The organism is Proteus sp. fly-1067 (genome assembly GCF_040139345.1).
Lineage (GTDB): Bacteria > Pseudomonadota > Gammaproteobacteria > Enterobacterales > Enterobacteriaceae > Proteus > Proteus vulgaris_B.
This window is the reverse complement of the sequence record NZ_JBEEUL010000002.1, coordinates 327,065-342,784: the sequence shown is the minus strand read 5'-3', so window position 1 is coordinate 342,784 and position 15,720 is coordinate 327,065. Positions and strand designations below refer to the sequence as shown.

The following is a 15,720-nucleotide window of genomic DNA, read 5'->3' as shown; positions in this document are numbered from 1 at the left end:
TTGCTCTGTGATTTTCATGCAACACCTCTCGATACAAGCCATTTAGCCTGTTCAACAAATGTTTTACCGATTTGCTCTAATTCATCACGATGAATGTAATCGAATTTTTTACCCGTCCATGTCTTATCAAATAAAACGATCGCGCCAGCAAAGAATGCACCTGTAGGTTTCTGTTTTTCATCGGCTGGAACAAACCACTCAGGAACGTCAAAGCCGACACGCCCACGAATAAAGCACACATGATCTGCATCTTCTGGCCACCATGTTTCTGACGTAGCTGCTTTTAATAAAAAAACATATCGTCCGGATTTTTCACGCATAGCTGATGCTTTACTCATGATGTGACCAACCCCTGTTAAAGGTTGATCTTCGTGATATGAACTACGTGAGTAAGGAGGGTTGCCAAATGCTGAACCGCCGATTTCTTTCAGCTTTTCTGACCAGTCTTGAGTGAGCGCATTATCTTCCGCTGTGTAGAAGTGTGGGCATTTACTGTTTTGACCATCAGTGAATAAATCTAAAGTAAATGGTCCATATTTAGAGTTAATGCCATAGTAAAGGTTATCTGGTGATCGCCATTGGTCACCAATTTCTTTTAATTTATGAGCAGGTTGACTTTTTAATTCCTGTAATTTCAGTGCGTAATCAATCATTGCTGAGCCTCCTGTGACATTTCAGTCGCTTGTTTCCAAATACTGTTCCATGCTTGGCGACCAGAAAACTCACTCATACGACGAATACCAGTCTTACCCGCTAATTCAAGTGCGATCTCTTCAATACGGTTTTGAGGTTTAGAGCGAGAGCCAATCAGGCGTGAGAATGCGCTGTCACGTTCAACGGTATCAACTTGAACCTTTGGCTCATCCTTTGGTTTTTGACTACGAACGATCAGCTCATCAAAGTGTTTACGTAACTTACGAGGACTTAAAATGTTTTGGTGCCAGAATGAATCTTTGTTAGCCCAGTCGAATAATGCACAAATTTGCTCATGAGTACGTCCATCAATTTGGCGCATCAAACGAATATCGTTAGCCCAGTCATACCAAGTAGGCTCTAACGCTGATGGATTCAGTTTTTTAACACGACCAAACATCCATGTTGCCGTTTTTAAATCACCTTCATCACCCCATTTTTGAAAGTTAGCGCTGTAAATCACGGCTTCTGGATAACGAGTTAAAAAATCATTTTTCGGCTGGTCGCTGGATTCGTTAGAATTCTGCGACGAAAGGTCTTTAGTGATCTGTAAGTTTTTATCTGAGTTAAGATCTGTATAAAGATAGGATTCCTCACTTTCGACGTTTCCATGATTCTGCATTTCTGCGGTTTCCATTCCGCAGTTTCGACGTTCCGATTCCTCACTTTCGACGTTTCCATTCCTCAGTTTCGACGTTTCAGAAATGGACGGAAAAATCATAGAGATAAGTTTATTCCCATCTATCTTGTAGTGAGTAACGGGTGTGCCGTTGACCTTTTTTGTTTTAGTCTCAATGACACCGGGAAAATACTTTTTACGTAATTTATCAACGAGGCGTCGAGCCTGTTCTTCACCTGAAAGCCCGTGAATCTCTTCTGCCAGCTCTTCATGGCTTTTATAGAACCAACCATCATCTGCACTAGATGACACGCCAGACCAGAAGACAAGTTGATTTAAAATTGCAGACAAGGCATGAGCTTGCTGATCACCCTTGAAAAAATCCAAATATGGAACAGGAATAACAATGACGTTTTTCTGCCCTGACATGGCTTGTACAACATCAAAAATAGTCGTCATAGCAACGCCTCACTTAACTCTTGTGTATTTTTCTTTAAATCGTTGCAAGGGTTCACATTGCGGATCGTCACAACCATCAAGCATAAAAATGACGCGCTGTTTTTCTCTGTCATAACGAACAACATGAACAACAATACCCCTGTGATTTTTGTAGTAGCGATCGAGTTGTTTTGGGTTCTCATTGTTCATTGCCCCGCTCTCCACTTGAAAAATAAAAATCAGCCCATGCCTTTTTAAGCGACTGTCTATCTACCAAATATGCAGGTTTCTTGTAGTTGTCTGGTTGTTCGTCAGAGACTATGATTTCTACATAGCGGAACGACTGACTACCTGAAACAGGTAAACAACGGAATTGCTTTTTAGGTATTAAATGCGCTAATCTGCTCATGCTAATTTCTCTTCACACAATTGAAATTTGCAACCGAAGCCAGCGACCGTACATCGTTGGCTTCACCCTTTCTGGATATAGCCATCTTTAATTTCTCTTTTGATGTAACGAAACAAACGCATTCATAAATGTGCGGGTCTGTGAAATTAATCCATCCAACATCATTTTTATCTTTTGCTCTTCATCACCATCAATAACGCCATCAGCTAAACTATCTTTCATCAATAAGGCTAAACGCCCTTGCATTTCGTCAACATTGCTTCGTAATGTGAATAACTCGGTTGTGTCTAGTTCAGCTGGATTGACTCTATCCACCAACAAGCGATTTGATTCACGAGCAACAAACTCAGCAAACAAAACGGTTTTAGAGATATCCTGCATTGCTAACAGCTCGTTTAAATCAAACGAACGACAACCGTTTTTCTCATAAAGCTTGTTGTTGAACGATGTTAAAGACAGACCAAGCGCACCAGCCATTGCCTCACGCCCACCAGCTGTTGCCTCACACATTTCTTTCACTACCTGTTTTATTGATTGGTTACTCATAGATACCTCTCTTTATTAAAACCACAGCCATTGGCAAAAAGTCTTGCGTGGCATGATGTAAAGCTTTTCTGGATTATTTCTATAAAACCGTTTTGCTTTTAACTCATGAAGCTTCATCCAGCGCTTACGTTTTGCTAATATTCGAGGACTAATACGCTCGCTAAACATTATCCCTAGTGGGATCATCACTAAGGACGCAAATAACATACCGATAAGGGATGATTTAATATGCTCGATGTCTTCTTGGGTCACCTGGTCTTGTTTCTCAAAACTAGCCTCAGCCTTATTACTTTCTTTTGGGCTATTTTTTCCTTTTTTTTGGGAACTTGGCTTGGTCACTCCCTCGCACGGAAAAGAGACAAAAGAAAGGAATTCAACACCATTGCAGATCCGTTGTTCTTGCTTCTTGATAAATTCCTCGACGACTGTAAAGACGGGAAAAGAGACATGCCTCGTATCACTCGTGATGACTTCAGAGCTTTGCGCCCTCACTTGACCACAAGACAATGCAACAACTATAACCATGCCGTAGACAGCTTTTTTGATACTCTTAAAAGCAATGAGCTTTATGAGAACGATTGGATTTATCCTGTTATTAGGAACCCTGCAGAGATGATCCCCAATATCAATAACCTTATGGTTTTTATTAAGCGCCGTTAATTTTATTGAGTGACTCATTCCTACCCTTACTGAAGATATTTTGTAGTTACATATTTAAAAAATAAGAAGTAGCTTATTTGTAATTGCTGAACTTCTTCGGATACAAAATTTGCATTTCTGTTAACTCACCGTTGAAAAAAGCAACCAATCGTTCTGCGACCTCTAATGAGGTTTTTTGGGCACCTCGTTCAATACGGCTAAGATTTCCCACATCAATTTGAACAGCTTCAGCAACTTTACTTAATGTAAGATTTTGCTTTATTCGCAAAGCTCTCAGTGGTGTTTGCATTACGCCTCCTTAATTTGCGTTTTAAGCATAATATAACACCAATTCAATTTGCGCAATTTACTTTGCAAATAACGCAAAAAGGATTTGTAATTAAGGCATGGAAATAGGAAAAAAAATCAGATCAATCCGCTTAGAACGGAATATGACAATTGCTGAACTGGCTAACGCTATTGATAGCGATCCGGGCAATGTGTCTCGTCTTGAAACTGGCAAACAAAAATCGTTTACTGAACAACAATTAAGAAAAATTGCTGACGCACTATCAATATCTTTACTTGATTTATTTTCAGATGGTGATAATCATACTGTATATAAACACAGTGATTTGAATCATGACGTAATAAACGAGGATCTTTATAAAGTGCAACTACTTGATATTAGCGCGAGTGCAGGGCCAGGTTGCGTGAGAACAAGTGATGTCATAGATGTCATTCATTCCATTGAATATGATACAGAGCAAGCTAGGTTACTATTTGGTTCCCGCCCTGCGCACTCAGTAAAAGTTATCAATGTTCGTGGTGATAGCATGTCGGGTACAATAGAACCCGGCGACCTTATTTTTGTTGATATTTCGATAGATTATATTGATGGTGATGGTATTTATGTGTTTTCTTTTGATGGAAACATACACGTAAAACGCCTTCAGATAGTTCCCGATGAAGTAATTGTTCTCTCTGATAACCCTAAATATACACAGTGGAAAATAAATAGTTCAAATGAGCATAGATTTTGTGTTCATGGGAAGGTTTTAATCAGCCAAAGCCACGAATATAGACGTCACGCATAACAAAACTATCATTTGCATAAACAGCCTGAACATATTTCAGGCTTTTTTTTACCCACTAAATTGTAAATTTCGCAAATTGATATTGCGTAATGTGCAAATTTGCATTATTGTTATCTCAGAAGCAAGTTTGTATACAAAGTAAATGATTTTTATGTGTGAAGAGAATCAATTGTGTGGAGGGAAATTGGCGTGAGTAATACTACTAGTGAAAAACAATATCTCAGGATCTACGCCTTGGTTTTTCATAAAAATGCGTTAACTCTATCAACCGACAATATTCATGACGATTTTTGGTTGGAGCTACATGAAACCGTCGGTTGGGTTAAGTTTGTAAAACATAGTGAAGAATCTGAATTTGTTAAGAACGGAGCACTGTTTGTAGCCACTGAACTGCGTCCGGTATTTGATTCAACCCCTTACCCAATAGTTGAAGCACGATGTGTTTTGTGGCGTCAGCGGGAAGCTCTTTTAAGCGCTGCAAATACCCTTTCCTTTCTTCTGGATCGGGAACATTCTGCGTAATAAATTCACGGAGTGCAGCAATGGTATCATCATGGAATTTAACAGTAACAACCTTGAGTGATGCCGAAATGCTTCCATCTTCACTAAGTAAATTTATAGCATTTTTAGTCGCTCTAACATTATTAAGTGAAACATGAATACCACCAATTACATATTCAGCACCACCAATTAATAACTCCTCTTCATTGAGGTACATGATATTTTTTGCAAGGGTTTCTGTATCAGCATTCTTTATGGTCGATGGGAGATTTTTTGTATCTATAGGCGCAGGGTAACTATCTACCGCGCATTTAACTAAATCTAACTGCAATGTCCGATTGAATTCAGCCATATTTTACCCTCTTGGTTGTGTGAGAACACCAAGATACCACCACCGCCTGATGTGGGAAAATAATCAGGCACAATATTTGAAGTGCGAAGAGAACGTGTGAAGAGAAACAATGGCTGGCTGAGTCTTAAACCATTAACGGGGGTGTGGTGATAATGTTCTGCTCAGTCAGCCATTTTATCAAATCTAACAATAAGCAAGGGTACTGGCATTCATCCATGACAGTCCATATCAGGTATCTACTGTAGCTAGTGCCCTTTCTTATTGTGTGAAGTGATAACGTGAGGTTATAGAAATGAGCCAAGAAGATCGCAAAACAAATGTTCCCGACTTTCTTTCCGAATTGGACGCTGGCGTTTTTGAAAATAAAGTCTCTGCAGTTTTAAATGATGTAGCGTTAGGCGTTTTAAATAATGGTGGAAAAGGCAAGGTCACTATTGAATTAGATATTGCTCGCCTTAGTAATTCAATGGAAGAAAAACGAGTTGAAATAACTCATAAACTTAAATTCTCTGCACCAACACCACGCGGAAAACGGGCTGAAGAAGACACCACCAAAACACCAATGTACGTGGGTAAAGGTGGTAAGTTGACAATTATGCAAGAAGATCAAGGTCAATTATTTTCTTTGCAAGGTCAGCCCGAAGGGAAATTAAAATCCGTTAATTAGTTTCCTTATTTTTAATTAAACCTATCCATTTAATTTAATGCTTTTAAATAAGTAGGAGTTTATTCATGTCTCAATTAGACGGCACTGCTATTTCGCAAATTCAAAATATGGCTGTGGCTTCATTAAGTCTCGATGCAATAGAGAAGTCTCTTTGTCCTGCCATTGTTCTTCCGAACGACTTTAAAGTGAGTAGTTTGGAAAACTTACAAGAAGGCCGCTTCCGTTTTCGTGGTGAAATGAAAACAACCAGCATTAGTGACTTTGTTAAATACTCAATCAAAAATGCAGTTGAAGAAGGTGTTAGTTGCTTTATTGATGCTAATGAAATGAGTGCCGAAACTATTTTTAATATCGGCACAATTGGCGAACCAGGTCATGCCGATAACACGGCTGTTGTTAAATTAAAACAAACCGCTCCATTCGCAGCACTATTAAAAATTGATGGTGTTAAACATCGTCAAAAAGAATTAGCTGAGTGGTTAGAAGATTGGCGCGATTATTTAATGGCGTTCGATGCTGACGGTAATGTTCTAGATATCAAACAAGCAATTTCTGCTGTTCGCCGTATTACGATTGAATCAACACGCTCTGCTGAACATGAAGATCACGATTTTAGTGCCAAACGTTCAGTATTAGAAAATGTTGAAGCCAGAAGCAAAGATGTTATGCCTACTGCATTCCAGTTTACCTGTACCCCGTATGATGAATTAGAAGAGCGCAGCATTAAATTGCGTTACAGCGTACTCACTGGTGGTGACATTCCTGTTTTAGTGCTCCGAATTGTCCAACTTGAAAACCTTGAAGAGCAGATCGCTCAAGAGTTTAGAAATCTGCTTTGTGATGAATTTGATGAAAGCGATATCGAAACATTCATTGGCAAATTTTCAGCATAAATAATAGTACAGATGCCACTGCTCTGGTGGCATTTATAGAATTGTGTGGAGAAAATAATGACTTATATTGCAACAGCAACAAATAAGCACTTCAATTACCTCGATGTACGGATCGAGGATATTGATATTCAAGATATTGCAAGTGGCCTTGCTAATGAATGTCGTTTTAATGGTCAACTTGATAATTTCTATTCTGTTGCTCAGCACTCTGTATATGCGAGTTATTTAGTTGCGCCTGAGTTCGCGCTGGAAGCCCTGCTTCATGATGCAAGTGAAGCTTATGTCAAAGACATACCGTCACCACTTAAAAAGCTATTGCCTGAATATAAATTAATTGAATTACGTGTAGAGAAAGTGATCCGCAAAAAATTTGGATTACCAGAAACTATGTCTAATGAAGTTCATTTTGCAGATCTAATGATGCTAGCAACTGAAAAACGTGATTTAGAAATCGATGTTGGTAGTAATTGGCTAATGCTTGATGGCATCCAAACTGGTGATTTTGTTGTTAATCCATTAACGCCACCACAAGCAAAAGCCGTATTCCTGCTCCGCTTTAATGAGCTTTATAAGGGAGCTGAAAATGGCTAACGGATCAGTAAACAAGGTAATTCTTATCGGCAATTTAGGTCGCGACCCTGAAATTCGCTATCTTCCTTCTGGCGGTGCTGTAGCTAATTTAGCTGTGGCCACATCAGAAAAATGGCGAGATAAACAGACAGGTGAAAATCGCGAAAAAACAGAATGGCATCGTGTCGTTCTGTTTGGAAAACTCGCTGATATCGCCAGTGGCTATTTATGTAAGGGCTCTCAAATTTATATTGAGGGCCAACTACAAACACGCGAATGGGATGATAACGGTGTTAAACGCTATACAACAGAAATTGTTGTAAAAGTTGGTGGTTCGATGCAGATGCTAGGTGGTGCTAATAAATCAGTAGGTTCACAACCGGCACAGCAAAACCAACCACCAGCTCAACCTCAAGCCCAAAATAATCAGCCACCAATGGATTTTGAAGATGACATCCCTTTCGCACCGATTGGGCTTATGTATCCACGCCATTTAATTAATGTGATTTAGGAGTTTACTATGCCAATTATCCCAGAGGTTGTAGAACGTGACGAAGATAGTTATTGGATGCACTCTCAATTTCCACGAACAGAAGTAGATAGCGAGATCGAAAACTGGGTATCTGAAAACCAATTGGAAAATAAATTTGTTTTCATGGAAGGCGACATTGATGAAGACAAGCACCCTGCTTACGACCGTTACTTTCACACTGGTAATCCTGATTTTCATGATTGGGAACCTAGTAAGCCTATAGGCGAAGGATGGTTTACAGGTGGCATTTATGAAACTGAGGATGGGCCTGTATGTGCTTGGCTTCGTCCTGTATCAGAAAAATGGAAAGCATATTTTTTTGACGCTCATAGAAAAGCCGAGAAAGCTGCATATGACTATTTCTGTGCTTGCGATATCGGCGAAGAGAGAATTCAAGCACACGAAATCTACCAACGTATCAGAACAGCTACGCGTATAGGTGGATGACATGAAAGAACGCGGAATTATTTTTAATGCAGAAATGGTGCGCGCCATTCTCGATGGGCGTAAAACTCAAACTCGTCGCATCGTTAAAAATGTAATGCCAGATAATGGAATATGGCTAAAGAAACCGACCAAAACAAGAAGTGGCGCAACTACACATGTATTGGATGCTCCAAAACATAATTTATGCCCACTAGGTAAAATCGGTGATCGTCTTTGGGTTCGTGAAACATGGAGTGTAGTCAGTCATGAATTTGATGATGATGGTTTGATGATTGATTATGTTCCTGATAGACCAACTAAAGCTGTGCGTGAAATGCCGTATGGTCATGGTTATTTCACTGGACATGTCATTTACTCTGCTGATGGTGATTTCACATGGGGTGACGATGATGGTTGTATTGATGGTCGTTCTTGTTGGAAACCATCTATTCACATGCCTCGCTGGGCTTCACGCATTACGTTAGAAATTACTAATGTTCGTGTTGAGCGACTAAATGATATCAGTAACGATGATGCTAAATCTGAAGGTTGTTGGTATGGCCGTGGAGGTGGCGTTCCAGATAAAGCTCTTACACCTAGCTATCAATTCCCTACTTTATGGGAAGAAATATACGGAGATGGAAGTTGGTCCTCTAATCCGTGGGTGTGGGTTATTGAGTTTAAAAAGGCGGAGTGAAAATAAAAAATGAATGATGAAATATTAGAATATGCAAAAGAATTAAAAAAATGTAGTGAGTCATTAATTAAAGCTGAACTTGAAAATGACGAATTTAATTACAGGTTAAGAAATTGGGATAAATTAATACATCCCAAAAATTTAATTCAACTATGTAATGCGTTAGAGTCATCAATTAAAACTAACGAAGATAGTAGCAAATTAATAGAAGCATTTTGCGTCGACGATGTTGATTGGCATAAATTAATAGATAAAAAGAACATAGAAAGCTCTCAGCTAATTGATTTAATCATGAAGCTAGTCGATAAATTTTGTAACGCTGAAAATAAAGTTGATAGAGAACAAATGAAATTAGGTGTTCTTTATGCTCGCAATCATTTAATTAGTGCATACAGAGCTAACTTCATTGATTGTGATGAAAAGCAGTTTGCAATGTTTATGAATACGTTAACTTATATTGCAAATAAATCAATTGATATTGAATTAAGAATGGATGATGTATTAGTTTGTAATGACGAAGCTGAAAAATGGATTGAATCAAAATTGGTATATAAAAATGAAGCCAATACTTGATATGTGTTGTGGCTCTCGTATGTTTTATTTTGATAAACAAGATGACCGTGTTTTATTTAATGATATTAGAGCCGAAGAACATATTTTATGTGACGGAAGAATTTTAAATATAACACCAGATGTTATTTCTGATTTTAAAAATCTTCCATTTTCTAATAATACATTTTATCAGGTGCTATTTGATCCACCTCATTTAATCAGAGTTGGTAAAAATTGTTGGATGTTTAAAAAATACGGTTCGTTAAATAAAGAATCATGGAGAGAAGATTTAAGTAAAGGGTTTAGTGAAGCATTTAGAGTGCTTAGGCCTGGAGGAACATTGCTGTTCAAATGGAATGAAACCCAAATACCAGCCAAACAAATATTAGCTTTAACCAATGAAAAACCAACCGTTGTTCAGCGTGTAGGGAAAAACGATAAAACACATTGGATGGCGTTCTATAAAGGAAATCAGTAAATAATTACCACCAGCATTAGTTAACGTGTGTACGGCACGAGTGGAGAGAAAATATGCCTATTAATAGCATGGGTAAATTAATGAAAGCCAGTAAGTGGGCACATAGAGAATTTGATAAAGATTCTATTCCAAATCCAAGAACAATAAAGCGTTGGGTAAAGGATGGGATTGTTAATGGAAGAATTATCGATGAATCCGTTTGGGTTTTCTCAAACGAAAAAATGGGTGTGGCCGCTTCAATATCAAATCATGTAAATGCATTAATAGAGGATTAAAATGGCATCACGTCCAAGAAATCGGCAGTATAGAAATTTACCTGACTGTCTTTATTTTGATAAAGATCGAAAACGCTATGTCTTGACGTTGATATCAGGGAAAAGAAAAACAATAGGCTCTGATAGGGCCTATGCGGTTGCCGTTGCAAGAGAATACAATTTACGTATGCGCCCAGAAACAGCAGTTAGCTTGGAGTCTTTAATTATTGAATCAGGTGGAATAAATGGTGAAGGCGCCCCGCTAAGTGATCATATTGATAGATTGATGGAAAGGATTATTAATGATGAAAATCCAGCCAAAAGCACTCAATCAGATTGGAAAAATGATGCTGTTCGCGTAAAGGAATTTTTTAGTGATATTCCATGCTGTGATATTACACTGGAGCATGTAAATGACTACATTAACCACTATCATGCCGAAAGTTCACCTAACGTTCAAAATAGAAAGGTTCTGTTTTTAAAGAAAATCTTTTCTTATGCTGTCGATGAATCACTGATGTACGACAATCCAGCAAATCGTAAAAAAATGCGAAGAATAGAAAGTAAGCAGAGACGGCGCTTAACGTTTGATGATTTTATGAAAATAAGAAGTTCTGCTGATCTGTGGCTCAAAACGGCTATGGATCTAGCATTACAAACAGCGCAAGCTAGACTGGAAGTGTCTCGTATAAAATACTCTATAAAAATACCCAAAGAAGGTGTCTGTGGGTGTGTTTGGCTAGATCATCCAACAAATGGAATTTATGGAACACTTTATATTCATCGTCAGAAAGTTAAAGACAAAGAGGCGTCCCACGTAGCTATTCCTATCGGTGCTGAACTAAAGCGGATTATCGATGAAAGTCGGGATAGCATAGCAAGCCCGTATATTGTTCATAGACTACCTAAAAAATATAGTAATCCTATTAGCTCTATGGTTAAACATCCTACTCAAGTTGCACCAGATTACTTAAGTCGTGCATTTTCAGCACTAAGGGATCGCGTAGGAGTTAAGTCAGAACTACCATTAGAACAACGCCCTACTTTTCATGAAATAAGAGCATTGTCTGCATATTTATTCAAACAACAAGGAATAGATCCTCAAGCTCGCATGGCTCATTCCGATGCTAAATCAACAAAAATTTATACACAAAACCATGTTGATTGGGTTAGCGTTCCACATGCTGAAATAAAAGTAAGTTAGTGGTGTAAAAGTATCTGTAAGTATTTGATTACCATAATACCAAACATGCATAAAATACACTGTTTACACATACAGTGTTTTGTAATTAAAGTTAATATTAATCATATGGTTATATATATATTGCTGTTAGTCATGGGGTGTCGGGGGTCGTAGGTTCAAATCCTATCATGCCGACCAACAATATTTAAGAAAACCAACCGCTTATGGTTGGTTTTTTTATGTCTGAAATTTGCCACTGGTAAAACCCCGACAATTAATCCCTCAAAACAGTCCTTTCTTTCGCTTATAAAATTGCCCTTTTCTTATTGCGATTATTTTGCCAAAATCATTAGCAAAACTTATGTAAAAAGATTCTTACTGGATAACTAAAAAAATAAAATAGCAGGTATCATTACTTAAGAGAAAAACAATAAATATTTGATGCGTAATATGAAAAAATAATATGCATACTTGGTATTATCACATTAACCACATTTTTGAATAGTTGCATATTCTTCTCGTTGGATAAATCAGATACTATCTCATATAAAATAAAGTCAGCTTAGTTAGCAAAAACGGCTTCTCTGTATCGAAGGTCTAACAAAACTAAACGTGGTAAATAATGCTCAATGTAACTGACTAAGCGAAATAATCATTCAGTTATCATTGCCACTGTCTAATTAATATCCTGTTATTTTTACAATGGATAGGAATATGAACGATAAACAAGAAAACAAAAAATTATTAACATTTGCATCTCCATTATTATCTTTGACGATATCACTCTATATCAGCATATCTACATTTGGCTGTAATAATATTATTTGGCTAGCTATTTCTTCTGTTATTTTCTTTATCGCTTTTTTCATATTTATATCTTCATTAGAAATTTCTATAAAAATTATTTATTTTAAAGAGCTATCATTTTTATATACTAATAAATTTGTTATTTTAATCTTTACTTTAATGAGTTTTATAGCAACCGCCATAGTGTTGATAATTATACTCCATGAAGAAAAAGTACCCTCTGATTTTTTTAATAGTGTGGAATTTATTGCTTTTCTTATAGCTTATTTTTCTTTTCTCTTCGTATCTATTTTTGTTTCTTTCATATATTGCATGATTAATAGTAACAAAAAATTCCTTTTACTCTCTCTGTTTTTATTATTGATAATGATGTTATTTAAAGAAAGCGATATTAATTTTTTAACATTTTATTCGCTTATTTTCTTTATTATATTTTTTGGGGCAGTAACTATTATTACGATAAGAAAGTCTTTTTCTAATTATGATTAAGTCTGGTCTTTCACAACATATCATTTAAATGATAATTTTTATTTTGCTTTCTGTCTCTCTTTTAGTAGGTATTATGCACATTAAATTACTCTCACAAATATTATGTAACTGGCTAATATAGCTGCCTTCTATAAAAACTAATCCACTAAACCTGATTTTCCTATATTTTTTAGATAATAAACCTCTCCTGTTTGAAGAGGCTTATTATCAATGCTACTTTATTTTTCCAAACTTGATAGAAAATCTTTTAAGTAACTACTGGTCACTAGAACAGGTGTAGGTCTGCCTGATATTAATAAAGAGCTAGACACATCTGATAATTTAAGTTTAGCCTCATCTGGACCTATAGTTAATAGATTAAAAATTTCCTTTACTACGTTGCTGTTCAATATAAATATTCTGATTAGTTTTAATACTATTTAATGTACTATCAGAATATGGATCTTCTTTATGACTTTTACTTCCTTGAGATTCTATTGCTCCTGTTGATGAGCAAGCAGAAATAAAAAAAACACTCAAAAGCATAAGTAACCTCATATCTACCCCAAATAACATTTAAATTAATAGCAAGTATTTAGAGTAAAAATGAATAAATTAGTTCATAAAACCAATCATTTTCATTTTTTACACTTACTCTCAATATGATTATATAATAAATAATATATTGATAATAATACAAAAAAATGGATTCTTAATGAAATTATTTATGCTGGTGACAATATCGGTAAGTAAAATATCGAAGTTCACGATATTCAATTTGTTGCACAATCAACAAATAAGATCCCCAAAAGTCATCACAACAATTTTATTCAATAGACAGCAATAACATAAAGATAATTTAAAAGATGTTGATGATTGCATTTTATTGAGCAAAATCGGTGATCACTACATTCATCTAATACCAAATAATTCAGGTGAATATTTCAAACCTTTATGGCAAAGTTATCAACCGATTGGTATTGAGAAAAATTAATAATTATTTTTACTGCACTGTAAATTATCAGCGTAGTAAATTCCCCTAATTATGCAATCATCAACTCATTTTCAAATATCAATTTGAACGTATTAAATAATATTGATATTTTTATTTAAAATAAATTTATATTACTTGCTTGTTACTTTTATTATTTGAAATTCATTAATTTTTTAAAATAGAATCCTTTTTTAGTTTTTGGAAATTTATTTCCATTATATATTTTCCGCTCATAATCTCGGCCAGCATAGTGATTATCACCATAAAATTGGCCATATAATGCAGTTTTAGGGCATACATCATCAGAAAAAAATCTATGATTATTATCCATTTCAATTTTCCTTATTTAATATTAATTAATTAGATACCTCTTAAGATAAAATATTTATATATATTATTAATTTATAGTATATATAAATCATCCAACACCATACTACTTCTATAAAAATAGATCCAATTTTGTTCTTACTTTTATTTAAAAAACAAAAATAAAACAATAAAAATAGAATATTCCCACTAAAGGCAATATTAGACAAAATAAAAAAAGAGAGTATGATATAAATATCACACACCTTTTTTATTATAATAATTTATTTATTATCTATATCTTTGTTCGCTATTCCAAACGGAATATGTACAGAAGGAAGTTCAGACGAGGATTTTAAATGTAATTTTTGATCATCAAAGAATATATGTGGTTTTAAAATCTTTAGTACATTTGCTTTCTCTACTCCTCCCATAAAAAAGGCTTCATTAACAGAAATTCCCCATGCCCTCATGGTATTAATAACTCGCTTATGAGACGGTGCATTTCGTGCAGTAACAATGGAGATCTTAAGTAATGGAACATAACTAGGATCTTGCTTTACTTTTTCTAATTCTAGTTTTTGAATATCTGAAATGCGCAGTAGAAATTTTTTTAACGGCCCTGGGTTATGAGGAGTATCAACCATTTTGGCCTCATGAAGATGAAATTGTGATAATTCTCCCGATGTTTTGTAAATAACCTCAGCCTCATCATCAGCGATGACACCATCAAAGTCGAAAGCAATTCTTAATTCATCTGCATTATCATCATTAACATGGCCCGCTAATATTTGTCCTGCGGGATAATTAGCTTTAATTGCTTGTATAACATCATCATGATCTGCTGATAAAAATAATTCAATATCAAAGGCTGGAATATAAATATGAGGTGATTTTCCTTGAAGAAATACAGCTCTGGTGATCCCTAGCTCATAATGCTCAATAGAATTCATCACTCTTAATCCTGTATCAGGATCATTTCTAGATAATAAAATAACTTCGACCAAAGGATCATCAATTCTAATGTTATTTAACTTTAAAAGTCGGCTAATAAACGGAAATGCAACACCTTTACTTAATGGAATATCTTGCATTTCTCGCTGATATTTTCGATAAGACTCCTCACCTTCAGTACGAAATATATTATCTGACTCTTCTAAATCAAATAACGCACTAGAAGATAGCCCTATGACTAATCTTTTTGTTAAATCATATGCCATAGCGTCAATTCCTTATTAAAGCTCTGATTATTTATACTATCATTTTTTTAATAGTGCTGAGATAAGAAAATCTGTGCATAAAGTATGGATAAGATGTGTCACAGTCTTTACCAAGAATTTATTCTCCTCCTCAATACAAAGCAATAAATGATATTGATTATCATTTTCATTTGAGTGTTATCACTATTATCGTAGTGGTTATCACAAATAAGGAGAAAACTCATGGTTAAAAAGACAATACATTTACGATCTCGACACGCTAAGGATTTAATCAATAAAATAAAAAAAATGAAAAGAATTGAGAATGCGATAAATACCAAATCAGAAAAAAGTGATCTCATTGTTATAATTGATAAATTACCGACTTTAGTTTCTATAA

The 15,720-nt window shown here is 35.6% G+C and carries 23 protein-coding genes and 1 pseudogene; 13 read left to right on the top strand and 11 right to left on the bottom strand.

Features of this window, described 5'->3' with window-relative positions; all coding sequences use genetic code 11:
• Positions 1-14: 14 nt before the first annotated feature.
• From ABN217_RS06170 to ABN217_RS06140, 7 genes are all read right to left on the bottom strand, one after another.
• A complete protein-coding gene (locus ABN217_RS06170; protein WP_115349543.1) occupies positions 15-653 on the bottom strand; it encodes a phage N-6-adenine-methyltransferase in 639 nt (212 codons plus the stop codon).
• Positions 650-1,771, bottom strand: a complete 1,122-nt coding sequence (locus ABN217_RS06165; RefSeq protein ID WP_349459192.1) for a phage replication protein O — start codon at positions 1,769-1,771, stop codon at positions 650-652. Before ABN217_RS06165 ends, ABN217_RS06170 begins: the two co-directional genes overlap by 4 nt.
• A gap of 9 nt (positions 1,772-1,780) precedes the next feature.
• On the bottom strand, positions 1,781-1,960 hold the full coding sequence (locus tag ABN217_RS06160; RefSeq protein WP_109391850.1) for a DUF4222 domain-containing protein: 180 nt from the start codon (positions 1,958-1,960) through the stop codon (positions 1,781-1,783).
• A complete protein-coding gene (locus ABN217_RS06155) occupies positions 1,950-2,159 on the bottom strand; it encodes a hypothetical protein (protein WP_349459191.1) in 210 nt (69 codons plus the stop codon). Before ABN217_RS06155 ends, ABN217_RS06160 begins: the two co-directional genes overlap by 11 nt.
• Before the next feature lie 87 nt (positions 2,160-2,246).
• Complete coding sequence (locus ABN217_RS06150) at positions 2,247-2,705, bottom strand: YmfL family putative regulatory protein (RefSeq protein WP_072065169.1); 459 nt, start codon at positions 2,703-2,705, stop codon at positions 2,247-2,249.
• 15 nt (positions 2,706-2,720) lie between these two features.
• Positions 2,721-3,383, bottom strand: a complete 663-nt coding sequence (locus ABN217_RS06145) for a hypothetical protein (RefSeq protein ID WP_349459190.1) — start codon at positions 3,381-3,383, stop codon at positions 2,721-2,723.
• 55 nt (positions 3,384-3,438) lie between these two features.
• Positions 3,439-3,654 carry a helix-turn-helix domain-containing protein gene (locus ABN217_RS06140; protein ID WP_069368310.1) on the bottom strand — a complete coding sequence of 72 codons (216 nt, stop codon included), beginning with the start codon at positions 3,652-3,654 and terminating at the stop codon, positions 3,439-3,441.
• 97 nt (positions 3,655-3,751) lie between these two features.
• On the opposite strand from ABN217_RS06140, the gene ABN217_RS06135 reads away from it, so the two are divergent.
• Positions 3,752-4,441: an XRE family transcriptional regulator gene (locus tag ABN217_RS06135; protein ID WP_069368311.1), complete on the top strand. Its 690-nt coding sequence runs from the start codon at positions 3,752-3,754 to the stop codon at positions 4,439-4,441.
• A 358-nt stretch (positions 4,442-4,799) separates the two neighbouring features.
• Here ABN217_RS06135 and ABN217_RS06130 read toward each other — a convergent pair whose 3' ends face one another.
• Positions 4,800-5,294 carry a hypothetical protein gene (locus ABN217_RS06130; protein ID WP_099660100.1) on the bottom strand — a complete coding sequence of 165 codons (495 nt, stop codon included), beginning with the start codon at positions 5,292-5,294 and terminating at the stop codon, positions 4,800-4,802.
• Positions 5,295-5,586: 292 nt separating this feature from the next.
• Here ABN217_RS06130 and ABN217_RS06125 point away from each other — a divergent pair, with 292 nt between their 5' ends.
• From ABN217_RS06125 to ABN217_RS06075, 11 genes are all read left to right on the top strand, one after another.
• A complete protein-coding gene (locus ABN217_RS06125; RefSeq protein WP_252447340.1) occupies positions 5,587-5,961 on the top strand; it encodes a YfdP family phage-associated protein in 375 nt (124 codons plus the stop codon).
• A gap of 65 nt (positions 5,962-6,026) precedes the next feature.
• Positions 6,027-6,854, top strand: coding sequence for a YfdQ family protein (locus tag ABN217_RS06120; RefSeq protein ID WP_349459189.1), 828 nt, complete (start codon positions 6,027-6,029; stop codon positions 6,852-6,854).
• Positions 6,855-6,911: 57 nt separating this feature from the next.
• Positions 6,912-7,445, top strand: a complete 534-nt coding sequence (locus ABN217_RS06115; protein WP_349459188.1) for an HD family hydrolase — start codon at positions 6,912-6,914, stop codon at positions 7,443-7,445.
• Positions 7,438-7,935, top strand: coding sequence for a single-stranded DNA-binding protein (ssb, locus tag ABN217_RS06110; RefSeq protein WP_349459187.1), 498 nt, complete (start codon positions 7,438-7,440; stop codon positions 7,933-7,935). Before ABN217_RS06115 ends, ssb begins: the two co-directional genes overlap by 8 nt.
• A gap of 9 nt (positions 7,936-7,944) precedes the next feature.
• Positions 7,945-8,403, top strand: coding sequence for a hypothetical protein (locus ABN217_RS06105; protein WP_349459186.1), 459 nt, complete (start codon positions 7,945-7,947; stop codon positions 8,401-8,403).
• 1 nt (position 8,404) lies between these two features.
• Positions 8,405-9,079 (top strand): hypothetical protein, encoded by a 675-nt coding sequence (locus ABN217_RS06100; protein ID WP_349459185.1) that lies wholly within the window; start codon positions 8,405-8,407, stop codon positions 9,077-9,079.
• Positions 9,080-9,088: 9 nt separating this feature from the next.
• On the top strand, positions 9,089-9,652 hold the full coding sequence (locus ABN217_RS06095; protein ID WP_349459184.1) for a hypothetical protein: 564 nt from the start codon (positions 9,089-9,091) through the stop codon (positions 9,650-9,652).
• Positions 9,636-10,109 (top strand): class I SAM-dependent methyltransferase, encoded by a 474-nt coding sequence (locus ABN217_RS06090; protein ID WP_349459183.1) that lies wholly within the window; start codon positions 9,636-9,638, stop codon positions 10,107-10,109. Before ABN217_RS06095 ends, ABN217_RS06090 begins: the two co-directional genes overlap by 17 nt.
• A gap of 68 nt (positions 10,110-10,177) precedes the next feature.
• Complete coding sequence (locus ABN217_RS06085) at positions 10,178-10,384, top strand: hypothetical protein (protein WP_252447348.1); 207 nt, start codon at positions 10,178-10,180, stop codon at positions 10,382-10,384.
• A 1-nt stretch (position 10,385) separates the two neighbouring features.
• Entirely contained in the window at positions 10,386-11,567 is a 1,182-nt protein-coding gene (locus ABN217_RS06080; protein ID WP_349459182.1) for a tyrosine-type recombinase/integrase, read from the top strand.
• Between the two features lie 693 nt (positions 11,568-12,260).
• Positions 12,261-12,842 (top strand): hypothetical protein, encoded by a 582-nt coding sequence (locus tag ABN217_RS06075; RefSeq protein WP_196553296.1) that lies wholly within the window; start codon positions 12,261-12,263, stop codon positions 12,840-12,842.
• Between the two features lie 357 nt (positions 12,843-13,199).
• Here the strand turns inward: ABN217_RS06075 and ABN217_RS06070 are convergent, their stop codons facing one another.
• Positions 13,200-13,379 carry a hypothetical protein gene (locus tag ABN217_RS06070; RefSeq protein ID WP_196553297.1) on the bottom strand — a complete coding sequence of 60 codons (180 nt, stop codon included), beginning with the start codon at positions 13,377-13,379 and terminating at the stop codon, positions 13,200-13,202.
• Positions 13,380-13,668: 289 nt separating this feature from the next.
• Between ABN217_RS06070 and ABN217_RS20635 the strand changes: the two are divergent.
• Positions 13,669-13,815 (top strand): annotated as a pseudogene (locus ABN217_RS20635) (DUF1543 domain-containing protein); the annotation flags it as partial.
• Between the two features lie 151 nt (positions 13,816-13,966).
• Here the strand turns inward: ABN217_RS20635 and ABN217_RS06065 are convergent.
• Positions 13,967-14,146, bottom strand: a complete 180-nt coding sequence (locus ABN217_RS06065) for a hypothetical protein (RefSeq protein ID WP_115351004.1) — start codon at positions 14,144-14,146, stop codon at positions 13,967-13,969.
• A gap of 259 nt (positions 14,147-14,405) precedes the next feature.
• Positions 14,406-15,341, bottom strand: coding sequence for a 5'-nucleotidase (locus ABN217_RS06060; protein WP_196553298.1), 936 nt, complete (start codon positions 15,339-15,341; stop codon positions 14,406-14,408).
• Between the last annotated feature and the right edge of the window lie 379 nt (positions 15,342-15,720).

Excerpts from the sequence above, each read along its gene's own strand:
- ABN217_RS06170 (WP_115349543.1), bottom strand. The coding sequence starts at position 653 with ATGATTGATTACGCACTGAAATTACAGGAATTAAAAAGTCAACCTGCT.
- ABN217_RS06165 (WP_349459192.1), bottom strand. The coding sequence starts at position 1,771 with ATGACGACTATTTTTGATGTTGTACAAGCCATGTCAGGGCAGAAAAAC.
- ABN217_RS06160 (WP_109391850.1), bottom strand. The coding sequence starts at position 1,960 with ATGAACAATGAGAACCCAAAACAACTCGATCGCTACTACAAAAATCAC.
- ABN217_RS06155 (WP_349459191.1), bottom strand. The coding sequence starts at position 2,159 with ATGAGCAGATTAGCGCATTTAATACCTAAAAAGCAATTCCGTTGTTTA.
- ABN217_RS06150 (WP_072065169.1), bottom strand. The coding sequence starts at position 2,705 with ATGAGTAACCAATCAATAAAACAGGTAGTGAAAGAAATGTGTGAGGCA.
- ABN217_RS06145 (WP_349459190.1), bottom strand. The coding sequence starts at position 3,383 with ATGAGTCACTCAATAAAATTAACGGCGCTTAATAAAAACCATAAGGTT.
- ABN217_RS06140 (WP_069368310.1), bottom strand. The coding sequence starts at position 3,654 with ATGCAAACACCACTGAGAGCTTTGCGAATAAAGCAAAATCTTACATTA.
- ABN217_RS06135 (WP_069368311.1), top strand. The coding sequence starts at position 3,752 with ATGGAAATAGGAAAAAAAATCAGATCAATCCGCTTAGAACGGAATATG.
- ABN217_RS06130 (WP_099660100.1), bottom strand. The coding sequence starts at position 5,294 with ATGGCTGAATTCAATCGGACATTGCAGTTAGATTTAGTTAAATGCGCG.
- ABN217_RS06125 (WP_252447340.1), top strand. The coding sequence starts at position 5,587 with ATGAGCCAAGAAGATCGCAAAACAAATGTTCCCGACTTTCTTTCCGAA.
- ABN217_RS06120 (WP_349459189.1), top strand. The coding sequence starts at position 6,027 with ATGTCTCAATTAGACGGCACTGCTATTTCGCAAATTCAAAATATGGCT.
- ABN217_RS06115 (WP_349459188.1), top strand. The coding sequence starts at position 6,912 with ATGACTTATATTGCAACAGCAACAAATAAGCACTTCAATTACCTCGAT.
- ssb (WP_349459187.1), top strand. The coding sequence starts at position 7,438 with ATGGCTAACGGATCAGTAAACAAGGTAATTCTTATCGGCAATTTAGGT.
- ABN217_RS06105 (WP_349459186.1), top strand. The coding sequence starts at position 7,945 with ATGCCAATTATCCCAGAGGTTGTAGAACGTGACGAAGATAGTTATTGG.
- ABN217_RS06100 (WP_349459185.1), top strand. The coding sequence starts at position 8,405 with ATGAAAGAACGCGGAATTATTTTTAATGCAGAAATGGTGCGCGCCATT.
- ABN217_RS06095 (WP_349459184.1), top strand. The coding sequence starts at position 9,089 with ATGAATGATGAAATATTAGAATATGCAAAAGAATTAAAAAAATGTAGT.
- ABN217_RS06090 (WP_349459183.1), top strand. The coding sequence starts at position 9,636 with ATGAAGCCAATACTTGATATGTGTTGTGGCTCTCGTATGTTTTATTTT.
- ABN217_RS06085 (WP_252447348.1), top strand. The coding sequence starts at position 10,178 with ATGGGTAAATTAATGAAAGCCAGTAAGTGGGCACATAGAGAATTTGAT.
- ABN217_RS06080 (WP_349459182.1), top strand. The coding sequence starts at position 10,386 with ATGGCATCACGTCCAAGAAATCGGCAGTATAGAAATTTACCTGACTGT.
- ABN217_RS06075 (WP_196553296.1), top strand. The coding sequence starts at position 12,261 with ATGAACGATAAACAAGAAAACAAAAAATTATTAACATTTGCATCTCCA.
- ABN217_RS06070 (WP_196553297.1), bottom strand. The coding sequence starts at position 13,379 with ATGAGGTTACTTATGCTTTTGAGTGTTTTTTTTATTTCTGCTTGCTCA.
- ABN217_RS06065 (WP_115351004.1), bottom strand. The coding sequence starts at position 14,146 with ATGGATAATAATCATAGATTTTTTTCTGATGATGTATGCCCTAAAACT.
- ABN217_RS06060 (WP_196553298.1), bottom strand. The coding sequence starts at position 15,341 with ATGGCATATGATTTAACAAAAAGATTAGTCATAGGGCTATCTTCTAGT.